12 protein-coding genes and 2 pseudogenes are annotated in these 14,598 nt (G+C 52.8%); 4 read left to right on the forward strand and 10 right to left on the reverse strand.

Annotated elements, in window-relative coordinates:
- Positions 1-187 precede the first annotated feature (187 nt).
- Positions 188-1,060: a transporter substrate-binding domain-containing protein gene (locus BM231_RS04865; RefSeq protein ID WP_093517221.1), complete on the forward strand. Its 873-nt coding sequence runs from the start codon at positions 188-190 to the stop codon at positions 1,058-1,060.
- Positions 1,061-1,063: 3 nt separating this feature from the next.
- On the opposite strand, the gene BM231_RS04870 is transcribed toward BM231_RS04865, so the two are convergent.
- Positions 1,064-1,906: a sterol desaturase family protein gene (locus tag BM231_RS04870; RefSeq protein WP_093517223.1), complete on the reverse strand. Its 843-nt coding sequence runs from the start codon at positions 1,904-1,906 to the stop codon at positions 1,064-1,066.
- 132 nt (positions 1,907-2,038) lie between these two features.
- On the opposite strand from BM231_RS04870, the gene BM231_RS04875 reads away from it, so the two are divergent.
- Positions 2,039-2,689 carry an alpha/beta family hydrolase gene (locus tag BM231_RS04875; RefSeq protein WP_093517225.1) on the forward strand — a complete coding sequence of 217 codons (651 nt, stop codon included), beginning with the start codon at positions 2,039-2,041 and terminating at the stop codon, positions 2,687-2,689.
- A 66-nt stretch (positions 2,690-2,755) separates the two neighbouring features.
- Positions 2,756-4,105 carry an anti-phage deoxyguanosine triphosphatase gene (locus tag BM231_RS04880; RefSeq protein ID WP_093517227.1) on the forward strand — a complete coding sequence of 450 codons (1,350 nt, stop codon included), beginning with the start codon at positions 2,756-2,758 and terminating at the stop codon, positions 4,103-4,105.
- Between the two features lie 208 nt (positions 4,106-4,313).
- Here BM231_RS04880 and BM231_RS04885 read toward each other — a convergent pair whose 3' ends face one another.
- Genes BM231_RS04885 through BM231_RS04895 form a run of 3 tightly spaced genes read right to left on the reverse strand, consistent with a single transcriptional unit; the run spans position 4,314 to position 7,447 of the window.
- On the reverse strand, positions 4,314-5,300 hold the full coding sequence (locus BM231_RS04885; RefSeq protein WP_093517229.1) for an Hsp33 family molecular chaperone: 987 nt from the start codon (positions 5,298-5,300) through the stop codon (positions 4,314-4,316).
- 9 nt (positions 5,301-5,309) lie between these two features.
- On the reverse strand, positions 5,310-6,248 hold the full coding sequence (argF, locus tag BM231_RS04890) for an ornithine carbamoyltransferase (RefSeq protein ID WP_093517231.1): 939 nt from the start codon (positions 6,246-6,248) through the stop codon (positions 5,310-5,312).
- Positions 6,245-7,447, reverse strand: coding sequence for an aspartate aminotransferase family protein (locus BM231_RS04895; protein WP_093517233.1), 1,203 nt, complete (start codon positions 7,445-7,447; stop codon positions 6,245-6,247). Before BM231_RS04895 ends, argF begins: the two co-directional genes overlap by 4 nt.
- Before the next feature lie 802 nt (positions 7,448-8,249).
- Here BM231_RS04895 and BM231_RS04900 point away from each other — a divergent pair.
- Complete coding sequence (locus BM231_RS04900; RefSeq protein ID WP_093517235.1) at positions 8,250-8,810, forward strand: GcrA family cell cycle regulator; 561 nt, start codon at positions 8,250-8,252, stop codon at positions 8,808-8,810.
- Between the two features lie 147 nt (positions 8,811-8,957).
- Here BM231_RS04900 and phoB read toward each other — a convergent pair whose 3' ends face one another.
- The 6 genes and pseudogenes from phoB to pstC form a co-directional block, all read right to left on the reverse strand.
- Positions 8,958-9,653 (reverse strand): phosphate regulon transcriptional regulator PhoB, encoded by a 696-nt coding sequence (phoB, locus tag BM231_RS04905; RefSeq protein WP_093517246.1) that lies wholly within the window; start codon positions 9,651-9,653, stop codon positions 8,958-8,960.
- Positions 9,654-9,726: 73 nt separating this feature from the next.
- Positions 9,727-10,431, reverse strand: a complete 705-nt coding sequence (gene phoU, locus BM231_RS04910) for a phosphate signaling complex protein PhoU (RefSeq protein ID WP_093517248.1) — start codon at positions 10,429-10,431, stop codon at positions 9,727-9,729.
- 36 nt (positions 10,432-10,467) lie between these two features.
- Positions 10,468-11,262 carry a phosphate ABC transporter ATP-binding protein PstB gene (pstB, locus tag BM231_RS04915; RefSeq protein ID WP_425287810.1) on the reverse strand — a complete coding sequence of 265 codons (795 nt, stop codon included), beginning with the start codon at positions 11,260-11,262 and terminating at the stop codon, positions 10,468-10,470.
- A 61-nt stretch (positions 11,263-11,323) separates the two neighbouring features.
- Positions 11,324-12,034, reverse strand: a pseudogene (gene pstA, locus BM231_RS27525) (phosphate ABC transporter permease PstA); the annotation flags it as partial.
- A gap of 630 nt (positions 12,035-12,664) precedes the next feature.
- Positions 12,665-13,171: pseudogene (locus tag BM231_RS27530) on the reverse strand (DUF3333 domain-containing protein); the annotation flags it as partial.
- Entirely contained in the window at positions 13,164-14,552 is a 1,389-nt protein-coding gene (gene pstC, locus BM231_RS04925) for a phosphate ABC transporter permease subunit PstC (protein ID WP_063309971.1), read from the reverse strand. The gene pstC and the pseudogene BM231_RS27530, both read right to left, overlap by 8 nt.
- Positions 14,553-14,598: the final 46 nt, after the last annotated feature.

The following is a 14,598-nucleotide window of genomic DNA, read 5'->3' on the forward strand; positions in this document are numbered from 1 at the left end:
AGGAGGCTGATCTTCAGTTACGGGCCTTCCCCTTACGCAGACATTCACTTAGTATCTCCTTGAGAATTTCCCGTTAGGCTTACGCTCTGTTGCAAACTGGATTGGATAGCTTTTGCGTTTCCCCATATTCTTCATATTGCTGATTTTATGTAGTGCCCAGCCGCTCATTTTCGCGGCGTCAAATGCTATGGCACAGAATGCAAATAGCTCAGATACCTGGGAGATTTCCCAGAGCTCTCCATTGTTGGGAGGGGGAAACAGTGGCTCTGAAATTGGAGTAAGGTCCCGATCTGGCTCCTCTTCGGTAACCATCCCTTTGTTCTCTGGCGGGCAGTCCGGTCTTGCAACAACCGGTAAAGCGCCGGAGCGGATACGCTTTATTGCAGCAGATAACTTTCCGCCCTTCATTTTTCGCGATAGTGAAGAGCGTTTGATGGGTTACAACGTGGATCTTGCCCGCGAGATCTGCCAGAGCCTTAAGGCCGCTTGTAGCCTGAAGATCATTCCATTTAACCACTTGGCCAATACGGTGTTTAATGGTGAGGCCGACGCTGTCATTGCCGGAGTGAGCATGACACCGGATACTCTTGAGAAACTGTCATTTTCTCAGATTTACATGCGTTTTCCGGGGCGCTTTGTTGTTGGCAGGAACAGTACGCTGGAACCTCTGCCAGAAACTCTGGGCGGAAAGCGCATTGCAGTTGTCGAAGGGTCGCGTCATGAAGCGTTTTTGGAACGGTTCTTTACGGACGCAATTGCTGTTCCATTTGAAAATGAAGAGCTTGCCCGAAATGCCTTGTCAAAGTCAGCTGTAGACGCCTTGTTTGGCGATGGAATGAGGCTGTCATTCTGGCTGGATACACGCACTGCAGACGGATGCTGCAAGTTTGCAGGAGGGCCGTGGCTGGATCCGAGTTACTTCAGCGGCGGATTGGCGATTGCAACAAAGGCAGGCAATACCAAGATGTTGAATGCAATCAATCTTGGTCTTACCCGCCTTCAATCCAACGGTCGTCTCGGGGAACTCTATCTCAGATATTTCCCCCGCGGTTTCTTCTGATCATCACACTTTAGGTGTGCCGTCTTTGTTGACGCGACTGGAAAGCCAACCTTGCACATGTGCTAAAGCCTTGAAGGGTAACATCAATGCCCAACCGAGCTGGCGTGGTTCTTTGCCCTGAAACTCGCTTAGACCGAAGGTGATGTTCTCCTGACCGCCTTTGGGATCATTCACATAAGTGGAGAACAACCTGTCCCACCAAGGGAAGTTGAAGCCATAGTTACTATCGGTTTCGATGGGTCGGGTGGAATGGTGGATACGGTGCATGTCCGGAGTCACGATCATCCAACGTAGGATACGGTCTGCTCTGTCAGAGAGTTTGATATTTGCGTGATTAAACATGGCGGCTGCGTTGAGGACAACTTCAAAAATCACCACAGAGAGAACGGGTGCGCCGAGCAGTGCGACGACGATCACCTTCCAAAGCATAGAGACGGCAATCTCCAGCGGATGGAAGCGCAGAGCTGTTGTCACATCAAAGCGTGGATCAGTGTGATGAACCTTATGCAAATGCCATAGAAACGGGACTTTGTGACTGGCTACATGCATGGCCCAAACCGCAAAATCGAGCGCGAAGAAGGCAATGACACCTGCTATAACTGGGTCGATCGCCAGCCAGTTGGCCAGGCCGAACCCTTCTACCTGTGCCCAGTAAGCTGTTGATACTGCAGCAAAAGGCAAGGCGAACCGTAGCATCAGAGTGTTGATTATTGACAGGAGAAGGTTGGTTGACCATCGCCTTGGTCGCTCCTGGCTCTCTGAACGCCTTGGGATGAAGATTTCCAAGAATGCGAACACTAAGAATGCGCCCGCAAATATTCCCAGGCGAATGACGCCTTCTTCCATGATGAATTCCGTTCGATTAGCGCGTATTTCCTACGCATTTATATTAGCTAATTTGAATATGGGTCTTATTGAAGACGGGGACAAGTAAATTTCCTGTCACTTTTGTCGTGAAAGAGGCGCTAAAATAGCCTCATGACTGAGATTTTATGGACACGTCCTGAAGGTGAGTGCCATGGCACTCTTGTGTTGGCTCATGGTGCGGGTGCGCCGATGGATGCCAACTTTATGAACCGGTTTGCGGAAGCTGCGGCTGCGAATGGCATTGCTGTTGCGCGGTTTGAATTTGCTTACATGGCAAAACGCCGGGAGACAGGCAAGAAGGCTCCTCCTCCGCGTGCAGACAAACTCATTGGCGAATTTCAGAGCGCTGTGCAGGATATTCTTGAACAAACTCAAGGCTCTGCCCTGATTGGCGGCAAGTCCATGGGTGGGCGTGTTGCAGCGATGCTGGCGGGTGGAGATAGCCTGCCGAAGCGCATTGCTGGTGTTGTTTGTCTTGGGTATCCGTTTCATACAGAAGCGAAGAAAGAGCTGGCGGACTGGCGGCTCGAGCCGTTGCAGAAATCCACTCGTCCTATTCTGATTACACAAGGTGACCGGGATCAGATGGGGCATCAGGCTGAGGTGGAAGCTGTTGATTTACCTGAGTTTGTTCGGCTTTTCTGGCTGGAGGATGGAAACCACGATCTTGCCCCGCGCGGTGCTTCTCCCGCGACCTGGAAAGGCAATATTGAACAATCTGCGAAAGAGACCGCAGAGTTCTTTAAGTCGCTGATTTCCTAATATTTTTTGCCCTGCACTTTATTGTGCGGGGCTTTTTTTTGCTCAATTTATTGCGGAGTTTTTGAAGTGAGTGATGTTGTTTGGACTGCGCGTCAAAGTGGATGGGTTCCCAAGTCAGATGATGCACGGACGCCCTATGACGTTGATTATGCCCGCATCGTTCATTCTCACGCATTCCGCCGCCTGCAGGGGAAAACCCAAATCCTAAATCTGGGCGACAGCGACTTTTATCGCACCCGCCTGACCCATACACTGGAAGTTGCGCAGATCGCATCGGGCATCACGCGTCAGTTTCGGGCGTTCTTCAAGGATCATCCGGCCTACGACTACATTCCCGAAGAAAGCCTCGTAAAAACAATCAGCTATTGTCATGATATCGGGCACCCGCCTTTTGGGCATGGGGGTGAAGTTGCGCTGAATTACTGTATGCGCGATACCGGCGGGTATGAGGGCAACGGCCAAACCCTGCGCATTGTTTCCCGGTTGGAGAAGATGTCGGCCAAACATGGGGCTGATCTGACGCGGCGGGCATTACTGGGTATGATGAAGTATCCGGTGGCCTTTTCCCGGGTCCATAATCCAGAGTTATCCCCGCGGCTTAACCCCAATACCTCTGCAGTGAGCCTGATTGATCGCAAGCGTTCTGCCCCGCCCAAATGCTTCATGGATGGGGAACAAGAGATTGTCGATTGGGTGCTGGAACCACTCTCTGAGCGGGACCGCTCGCTGTTCTGCAGTTTTGAATCCAAGGACGGCAAGCACGGAAAATCCCGTTTTAAATCATGGGATTGCTCCATCATGGATCTGGCTGATGACGTTGCTTATGGGGTCCATGATTTTGAAGATGCAATTGCTTTAGGGCTGGTTCGGGAAGAGCAGTTCCGGGAGGATATCTCAGCAGAGGTTTGCGCGGCATTCTTGGATGATCTGATTGAGAGCAATCCGGAGAAGTATACCGGCAATGCCTACGAGCAGATGATTGCCGGGCTGTTTGGCAATGCCAATCGGCGAAAGCAGTTCATCGGTAAGCTGGTTCACTTCTTTATCGTGGCTGCTCAGATCAAGATAAGCGAGGTCTTCAGCGAGCCGCTTTTGAAGTACAAAGCGGTGCTGCCAGAAGGTCATAATAAGGTGCTTGAAGCCCTGAAAAGCTTTGTGTTTGAACGTGTTATTCAAGCACCAAATGTGCAGCATCTTGAGTTTAAAGGACAAACCATGGTGGTGGCTGTCTTTGAAACCTTGATGAGCGAGCCCAAAGCCTTCTTGCCGGAAGAGGTTTATGCTGACTTCGAACAAACTGAAGAAGGTTCACGGATCGTCTGTGATTACGTGGCAAGCATGACGGATATGATGCTTCTTAAAACCTATGATCGGTTGTTCAGCCCGCGCATGGGGTCAATCTTTGATCGCGTCTAGCTGTAATTCTTATTCAATATCAATGAGTTAAAGAAAAACGCTGCCAGAGATTTTCTGACAGCGTTTTTTTGTGCGTTGGTTTGCGTTTTTTACGCTTTTCCTGAACTGTTGTGTCAGGCAGCATTCATGCTCATTCACACTGCCTGCCATCACTTTTGTCTGAGCGAATTCTTGTCGCTTGATTGAATCCAATCAAGCGGAACGCGCTTTAGTCCTCGAACACTTTGTTCGCGTCCAGCTCATAATCTTTGGAGCAGAAGTCGCACTTGATGTGGACGGTTCCTTCCGCCTTCATCTCAGTTTTATCTGCCTCAGAAAAGTTCTGCATCATGGCGGTGATCTTTTCTTCCGAGCAGGTGCATTTATCTGCCATCAGCTGCGGGGAGAAGACGGATGCACCACGTTCGTGGAACAAGCGGTACAGAAGACCTTCGACAGTCAGGCTTGGATCGATGAGCTCATCATCTTTTACGGTCTCGACCAGCGAGCGCGCTTCGACCCATGCGTCGTCTTCGTCAATCTCGTGCGCTTCATGTCCTTCCGGTGCATCGCCCGGATGGATGTCAGCCTGTTTGAGGCGATCCAGAGACTGAGGCAGGAACTGAACCATGATGCCGCCAGCAGCCCAGGAGTGATCAGCCCCACCCTCTTCTGCTTTGGTCAGCACTTCAGCCACACCGAGGCGGACGAAAGTCGGGATCTGCTCTGACTTCTGGAAGTATTCGTGAGCAGCCTCTTCCAAGGTGGTGCCATTCAGGACCACGATACCCTGGTAGCGGCTGGTGTGCGCGCCCTGATCAATGGTGAAAGCCAGATGTCCTTTGCCGAGCAGATGATCTGGTTTGAACCCATCTTTGGCTGCGACTTCGGCGACCTTGTCTTCGTTGAACTGCGCCATTGCACGCAGCCCGTCAGGCGCGTTGAAATCAACAACGAGCGTGGAGACTGCACCGTCGGTCTGGGCTTGCAAGGTCAGGCGACCTTCGAACTTGAGGGTACTGCCAAGCATGGCTGTCAGGACAATTGCCTCTGACAGCAGCTTGTTGACTGGCGCAGGGTACTTGTGCCGCGCCAGCATAGAGTTCAGCACCGGCCCCATATTGATAACCCGACCGCGAACGTCCAGTGCTTCAACAGCAAATGGAACGACAGCGTCAACGCCAGCGGCGGTCGGTTGAGCAGGTGTATTTGTCATTTTACTTTTTTATCCTTCAGGCAAAGCACCCATGCACCACGCCATAATGCCTTTTTGGGCGTGGAGTCGGTTTTCTGCCTCGTCGAATACCACAGAATGCGGGCCGTCGATCACCTCATTTGTCACTTCTTCCCCACGATGCGCAGGCAGGCAGTGCATAAACAAAGATGAATCGTTGGCTTCGCTCATCAAGCGTTCATTGACCTGATAAGGAGCCAGCAGGTTATGACGCGTTTGTGCTTCGTCATCGCCCATGGACACCCAGCAATCGGTGATAACACAATCACTGTTTTTCACAGCAGCAAACGGGTCGTCTGTTACTGAGAGTTCAGCACCGGATGTATAGGCCTTTTCGATCCATTCAAGAGGTACTGTCAGTTCATTTGGTGCGGCGACGTTAATTTTGAAGTCAAATTTCGCTGCCGCTTCGATCCAAGAGTAAAGAACGTTGTTGCTGTCGCCCACCCAGGAAACGGTTTTACCCTTAATGCTTCCGCGGTGTTCTTCGAATGTCATGATGTCGGCCATGATCTGACAAGGATGCGAAACCTTGGTCAGGCCGTTGATGACGGGAACACTAGCATATTCTGCCAGTTCTCTCACAGCATCATGGTCCAGCATGCGGATCATGATCATGTCCACAAAGCGAGACAGAACACGGGCGGTATCAGGAATGGACTCGCCGCGGCCAAGCTGCATCTCAGCGCCTGTCAGCATCAGGGTTTCGCCGCCAAGTTCCCGCATGCCTACATCAAAGGAGATGCGGGTTCTGGTGGATGGCTGTTCAAAGACCATGGCGAGCACTTTGCCTGCCAGAGGGCCCTGCCCGCGATGAACACCATTGCGGGTGGCTTTGATCTGATTGGAGACCTTCATAATCTGGCGAAGGTCATCGCCTGAAAAATCGCTGATATCGAGAAAGTGCTGTGGTTTTGTCATAGTGGTCATTTGGCAGTCTCGGCAGTTTTCAGCTCGGTTTCCATGTCCGCAGCAGCGGCTTCAATCTTTTCAACGAGCAGGTCAATTTCTTCAGCGGTAATGGTCATTGGCGGCATAATGCGGAGCACGTTGTCTCCGGCACCAACCGGCAGCAGGCCGTTGTTGCGCATGTGGGCCAGCACCTGTGTGTTTGGCACTTTGCATTTCAAGCCAAGCATCAGGCCTTCGCCGCGCACCAGCTCAAACACATCGCTGTGTTGATCAACAGCGCAGGCCAGCTTTTGCTTCAGCTGCAAGCCTTTTTCCTGAACAGCTTCCAGGAAGCCTGGTTCCAGAACCGTTTCCAGAACAGCATTGCCAACAGCCATTGCCAGCGGGTTACCGCCAAAAGTGGTGCCGTGAACGCCAGGAACCATGCCACTGGCCGCTTCATTGGTTGCGAGGAACGCACCCATTGGGAAGCCACCACCGATGCCTTTTGCAATTGCCATCAGATCCGGTGCAACGCCTGCCCATTCATGGGCAAAGAGTTTGCCGGTTCTGCCAACACCTGTCTGGATCTCATCGTAGATCAGCAACAAGTCATTCTCATCACAGATGTCACGCAGGCCTTTCAGGAAGGCCGGATCCATGCTGCGGATACCGCCTTCGCCCTGAACAGGCTCCAGCATGATCGCTGCAGTTTCTGGTCCAACGGTCTTTTTGACTGCATCCAGATCACCAACCGGCACCTGATCGAAACCTTCTGGCGCAGGGCCGAAGCCTTCGAGGTACTTTTGCTGACCACCAGCGGCGAGCGCTGCCATGGTTCTGCCGTGGAACGCATTTTCAAAGGTGATGATGCGGTTCTTTTCCGGGTTGCCCTTGGCAAAGTGGTAACGCCGCGCAGCCTTCATGGCCCCTTCTGTTGCTTCCGTACCAGAGTTGGTAAAGAACACAACATCAGCGAAGGTGTTGTCTGTCAGCAGCTTTGCAAGCTTCTCACCTTCAGGAATTGTATAGAGATTGGTGACGTGCCAAAGCTTTTCAGCCTGAGATTTGAGCGCCTCAACGAGTTTTGGGTGTGCATGACCCAAGCCGGAGACGGCAATACCTGAAGCACAATCCATGTATCGTCGACCATCAGCCGCAATCAGCCAGACACCTTCCCCACGCTCGAACGCGAGGTCTGAGCGTGCATAAGTCTGCATTAGCGACGAAGTCGTCATTTCTTACTCCTCATGGATTGAGCTCTTTCGATCTGCTCAAAAATCTTGGTTGCTACAAAAACAAAAAACGCCGTGTGGCGTTTTGAAACTAAGAGAAGCGACATATAAACCGCGTTCCCTCAGGGCAGTCAATAACACGTATTGCCAGCAATACCTTACTCCTGTTCAGGAATTGGCTGCCAGCCTTGTGTGTCTCCCTCTGGTGCAGCTCAAACGGGCTGCTACCGGAAGAAGCATGCATTGTGGCATTTTTAGAGGATGGAGTAGAGATTAAATCCCCTGCTCTATGACCAGTTTTTTTCCACGGTTCTTAAGGTTTATTCAATACACCTCTAGCGTGTACTACGGCATATGAGAGAGGAGTGCGCTTAGTTCTTGTCCTATGCAATTTGTAGTTTACTAGTGTTTTTTACTAGTTGTTTTTCAGTGGTAAATATATGTATTAAATATCAACGGGGTAACGCTATCAGCTCTTACTTTGTGTTGGAAAGAATGCGGTGGAACTTGGTTTAACAAACAGCTCCTATTCTTTAGATTGATAATCTTCTCCCACCACAAGAAGGCTGTTATAGGTAAGTAGTAGTACGGCAATTCTGGGGAAAACCAGAGTCTTCCCCACCTCAATTCTTTGAGGTTATTGCTCGTAGGAACGCCGATATAGTACTGTGTGATAAGAGTTATACACTATCTCGTAGTTACTGAACGCTGCAAGCACACACGCTCAGGTAAGCGGCACTTTCGGATGCGTCCGAACTGAGCGAATGCTGTTTTGCGCGCCACTGAAGGAAGACGGGGCCCTTTAATGAGCTGGACAGCAGAACGTGTAGAGTTACTAACCAAACTTTGGGCAGACGGGTTAAGCGCCAGTCAAATCGCGGGGGAACTTGGCAATGTGACCCGTAATGCGGTGATTGGTAAGGTTCATCGCCTTGGTCTTTCAGGTCGTGCTAAGTCGGGAGGCGGTGCAACCAAGACGAGAAAGGCACCTGCCCCAGCGGCAAGAGTCGTCACCTCAACCAAACCAACAGTGGCTGAAGCGATTGCAGCTGTTGCGCCTACCCCAAGTCCCCGACAAGTTCAGCCAACGATAGCAGGCGCCAACGCCCTTAAAGTTGAACCGATTGAAGCTATCCAGCCAGAAATTTCTCCAGTACCGTCCTCAGATCTCTTTATTCCGGTTTCAGAGCGCGCTTCTATCCTGACATTGAATGAGCGTACCTGTAAGTGGCCGATTGGTGATCCGAGTTCTGACGACTTCTATTTCTGTGGTCGCCAGTCAGATGCAGGCACACCTTATTGCGCGCATCACCGCAGCATTGCTTATCAGCCTGTCAGTGACCGCCGCAATCGCCGCGCGAGCTAGAACAGACTGACAGAATGAGTTTTGAGCCGGGTCCAGTACCCGGCTTTTTGCTGCGCGGTCGAGCGTCTTGCTGCTGATGCAAGGCAGACTGCAAATCCCAAAAGCCGCAGGTAGGCGGCTTTGGATTTCCTTTTTTGCCTTAAACACTTAACCTATAGCGAACTGGTCGTTGAAGGCGTATCCGGCGCCGCGGACCGTGCGGATTGGGTCTTTCATGCGGCCTTTATTGATGGCTTTGCGCAGGCGGCCTACATGGACATCCACGGTGCGCTCATCAACGTAAACATCATGGCCCCAGACACCATCCAACAGCTGCTCACGGGAGTAAACGCGGCCCGGTGCACTCATGAGGAATTCCAGCAGGCGATATTCCGTAGGACCGAGGTGGATTTCGCGGCCTGTTCTACGCACGCGGTGGGTTTCGCGGTCGAGCTCGATGTCGCCAGACTTGAGCATTGTGGAGACAACTTCTGGCAATGCACGGCGGAAGATCGCACGAACGCGGGCCATAAGTTCTGGAACGGAGAATGGTTTGACGACGTAATCGTCAGCACCGGTCGCCAGACCGCGGATGCGCTCTGACTCTTCGCCGCGCGCGGTGAGCATGATAATCGGCATGCGCTCGGTTTCAGAACGTGCCCGCAAGCGACGGCAGAGCTCGATGCCGGAGAGGCCCGGAAGCATCCAGTCCAGCAAGAGCAGGTCCGGCTGACTTTCCTGCAGCAGGACTTCCGCCTCATCTCCTCTTGCGCACACGTCAACGGTATAGCCCTCGGCTTCAAGGTTATAGCGCAGCAGCAGGCTTAGCGGTTCTTCGTCTTCTACAATCAGTATCTTAGGCATATTAAAGTGCTCTCTTTGCACCTTCTCTTATAAAGCAATTGCGTGTGTTCTGCTCGTTATAAGTGAACACGCTTTACACGGTTGTACTCTGTGCTAATTCGTCCGTCTTTGGACGGTCAGCTGGAAGCTGATTTCCAGAAATCATGTAGTAGATGTTTTCTGCAATATTGGTTGCATGATCACCGATGCGTTCAATATTCTTTGCGCAGAACAACAAGTGCGCACACATGGTGATGGAGCGCGGGTCTTCCATCATGTAGGTGAGCAGCTGGCGGAACAGGCTGGTGTAAAGCGCATCCACTTCGTCATCGCGGACATGTACGCGCTGGACAACCTCAAGATCGCCAGAGGTGTAGGCATCCAGAACGGCTTTGAGCTGCTCCAGCGCCAGATCAGACATGTGCTCAACGCCCACAGCGAGCTGTTTGTTGTTGAACTCAGATTCAATCGCCAGTGTTCGCTTGCCGATGTTCTTTGCCATGTCACCGACGCGCTCCAGATCGTTGGAAATGCGCATGGCGGCGATGATGTCGCGCAAGTCGCTTGCCATTGGCTGGCGGCGTGCAATCACGGAGATGCACAGCTCTTCCAGCTCGGCCTGCATGTTGTCCAGGCGCTGATCGGCAGCGATGGTACGTGTTGCCAGCTCACGGTCCTGTCTGAGCAGTGCGGTGACAGCGTCATGAACGAGGGTTTCTGCCAATCCGCCCATTTCAACGACACGTCCGGCCAGTTCTTTCAGCTCTTCATTGAATGAAGAGACGATATGATCTTTCATCGGAAGGTCTCCTTAAGACACCCTGTTTTTCTATTTTTAACCGAAACGGCCAGTGATGTAATCCTGCGTGCGCTGGTCTTTTGGGTTGGTGAAGATGTCGTTGGTCAACCCCTCCTCCACCAGATTACCCAGATGAAAGAACGCGGTGCGCTGGGAAACACGGGCTGCCTGTTGCATGGAGTGCGTGACGATGACGATGGTGTAGTTCTGGCGCAGTTCGTCGATCAGCTCTTCCACTTTCGCGGTGGCAATCGGGTCCAGTGCAGAACATGGCTCATCCATCAGGATCACTTCCGGAGACACTGCGATCGCGCGCGCGATGCACAAGCGCTGCTGCTGGCCACCGGAAAGGCCTGTGCCCGGTTCATCCAGACGGTCTTTGACTTCTTCAAAAAGACCTGCACGTTGCAGGGAACTTGCGACAATATCTTCCAGATCTGACTTGCCTTGTGCCAGACCGTGGATGCGTGGGCCGTAAGCCACGTTCTCGAAGATGGATTTTGGGAACGGGTTGGGCTTTTGGAACACCATGCCAACGCGAGCACGCAGCTCCACCACATCAATGCGCGGGTCGTAGACATCGTCATTGTCGAGGAGAATGTCTCCTTGCACGCGGCAAATGTCGATGGTGTCGTTCATGCGGTTCAGGCAGCGCAGGAAGGTGGACTTGCCGCAACCGGACGGGCCGATCAGCGCCGTCACCTGATTTTTGCGCACATCCAGATCCACACCATGAAGGGCCTGCTTGTCGCCGTAAAACACTTTTACATCACGGCCACGCATTTTAAGCGTTTCGCCTTCAGCTGAAACAGCTGGAGGGGCGCTCATCATTGTATTCATTGCACTCTCGGTGTCTGTGGTCATTTCCAATGCCATGATCTTGCCTTTCAAATCACCAGCGGCGCTCAAAACGTTTACGAAGGACGATTGCGATTGCATTCATCGAGATCAGGAAGCCGAGCAGCACCATGATCGCGGCAGAGGTTTTCTGCTGGAAGGCTGGTTCGGGGAAGTCTGCCCACATAAAGATCTGAACTGGCAGCACTGTAGAGGGATCAACCGGGCTTGCCGGGATGTCTACAATGAAGGCCACCATACCGATCATGAGAAGCGGTGCGGTTTCGCCCAGTGCCTGTGCCATGCCGATGATGGTTCCGGTCAGGATGCCTGGCATTGCCAGTGGCAGCACATGGTGGAACACGGCCTGCAAGCGGGACGCCCCGACGCCGAGTGCGGCTTCGCGGATGCTTGGCGGCACGGCCTGAAGCGCTGCGCGGGAGGCGATGATAATGGTCGGCAGGGTCATGAGCGCCAGCACCATACCACCGACAACCGGCGCGGATCGCGGCAATCCGAAGACGTTGAGGAACACTGCCAGACCAAGCAGACCGAAGACGATCGATGGCACGGCTGCCAGGTTGTTGATGTTCACCTCAATCAGGTGTGTCCAGCGGTTCTTTGGTGCAAACTCTTCCAGATAAATCGCGGCAGACACACCAATTGGGAACGAGAGAGACAGGGTGACGAGCATGGTCCAGAAGGAGCCAACGGCTGCGCCCCAGATGCCTGCCATCTCCGGTTCACGGCTTGCGCCGGACTTGAAGAAGATGGAGTTCCACTCGTTTGCAACAGTGCCTTTGGAGACCAGATAGTCGGTGTAAGCGATCTCTTTATCTGAAAACTTGCGGAAAGATTCTGGTGTTTCCAGCTCTTCAATGCCCCACTGGCCAGCAGGCACGGCAGCATCCGTAGACAGCGGAATAAAGGCTGTACCGGTGACGCTGGTTGGTGTCACCTTCTCCGCTTTAATGGTTCCGCCGTTCACCTCGACAAAGAAACTTGGCATGTTGGCGTTGAGTGTGCCGCCAGTCCCAATGTTAGCAAGATGGCCCTGTAGAGTAACCAGTTCAGCTTTTTGCTTTTCCAGCGCACTGATAATCTTGACCAGAGCGGCTTTGTTGCCTTCAACCTCAGAGGTCAGGCGCTGCGCAACGAGAGGATCTTTCTCATTGGCCAAGCGGATCTCTAAGCCTGAGATCTTCGTATTTACGCTGATTTGTGAACGACCACGCGCTTCGATCTTGCCTGTCAGCAACTCGATCTCGCGGTCATAATAGGTCTTCAACGCTGCAAGGATCTGGTCAAACTCAGGTTTCTCCGCGGTAATGGTCACCTGACCTTCCGTGCCAGAAACCGTTGCTGCGCTTGAGGTGGCGATCTCGGTTTTCTTCGTGATCAAGCCTTTGACATAAAGGTCAGCAAAGTCGGAGAGCGGGATCGCAACCGGGCCAGTCCCACCCAGCATGGATGGATCGGCTATTGCTTGCTTTTGCAGCGTAACATTAGCACCGGAGGATACCAGAGAGTAGAGCACACGGCGGTTTTTACGGTCAGATGCGAATGGCAGCTCTGCCTTCAGACCGTCGCGAATGATCTTGTTGTAGCTTGCGCCAGCCGGGTTGGCCGGATCGACTTTTTCCGCGCTTAGATTGAGCGGCACGCTTACGTAGTTGTAAGTGAAGGCTGGCAAGCCTGAGCCGACAATTGTGAAGAGCAGCAGAACCAGAAATGTTGCGGCCAGTGCGATGGCACCCATGCCGTAGGCTTTGAAACGCGCTTCCATGCTGTAGCGCTTTTTCAGGCGCTTGCGAGCTTCGTCTGTCGTATGGACGCCGGAAGGAATGCCTTTGACACGCCCGCCAATGGCAGATCCGGCAGTGTCCTGAGCGATATCAATCATACTGTTCCCTATATTTCTTCACGACGCGCAGAGCGAAGATGTTCAGAGCAAGTGTGATGCAGAAGAGGAGAAGACCGAGCGCAAATGCTGCGAGTGTTTTCGCGCTGTCGAATTCCTGGTCACCGACCAGCAAGGTGACGATTTGCACGGTCACGGTTGTTACAGCTTCCAGCGGGTTTACCGTTATGTTTGCGGCAAGCCCTGCAGCCATCACTACGATCATGGTTTCACCAATGGCGCGGGAGATGGCGAGGATCAGAGCGGACACGATGCCCGGAAGAGCGGCTGGCAGAACAACCCGGCGGATTGTTTCCGACTTGGTTGCGCCAAGACCGGCAGAGCCATCGCGCAGTGACTGTGGCACCGCGTTGATCACGTCGTCAGAAAGGGAGGAGACGAACGGAATGATCATAATGCCCATGACAAGGCCAGCGGCCAGTGCAGATTCTGAACTGACTGACAGGCCGATGCTTTCGCCCCAGCCACGGATAAAGGGTGCCACAGTCAGCGCTGCGAAGAAGCCGTAGACCACTGTTGGAATACCGGCCAGAATTTCCAGAACTGGCTTTGCAATGGCGCGCACTGGCGTGCTTGCATAATCGGAGAGGTAAATTGCGGAGAGCAGACCAACAGGTGCGGCCACGAAAATAGCAATTGCTGTGATCAGCATGGTGCCAACCAGAAGCGGGATTGCACCGAAGATTTCAGTATTGGCTTCGCCGTGCTCGGCCCCTGCCCCTTCAAAGGCGCTTTGCGGGCTCCAGTGAGTTCCGAAGACGAAGTCCAGAATTGGGATCTGGCGGAAGAACATCAAGCTTTCAAAGATAAGCGAGAGAACGATGCCAATGGTGGTGAAGATCGCAACAGCGGAGCACAGGATCAGCAATCCCATGACGGTGCGCTCTACAAAATGACGGGCTCGCATTGCCGGTGTGATGGTGCGATTGCCGTACCACAGACCACCAGCAACCAGGGCGATGATCAGTGTTGTTTTCAAAAAGAAGGATGTTTGCGCGAGCGAGCTGAACACCTCTGCCGCCTGCTCTTTGCCAGCATCTGAGAAGGCCACAATGCCGCCGAATGCGATGGCGCGCGCGTCCCGCAGAAATGCCTGAAGTTCTGCTTTGGACAGCCCTTCGACAATCTCGGCCTTTGCACTGATCACCATTGTATCAAGCAAGCGCGGCTCAACAACTGCCCATGCAATCAAAAGGACAAATGCTGGAAGAGCGGCCAGAATGGCCAGGTATCCACCATGGTAGCTTGGACGGGAATGCAGTGCAGAGAGCTGATGACCAGCAACCTGCATCGCCCGGAAACGCCCGTAGACATTCGCGGTTACGAAGACCAGTAGAAGAAGGGCAGCGTAAGTCCAGAACATTTGTTGTTTCGCCTTATCTGGCTTTAATTTTTGGAGGATGCAGGAA

The sequence above is a fragment of the Pseudovibrio ascidiaceicola genome, from assembly GCF_900114245.1.
GTDB lineage: Bacteria > Pseudomonadota > Alphaproteobacteria > Rhizobiales > Stappiaceae > Pseudovibrio > Pseudovibrio ascidiaceicola.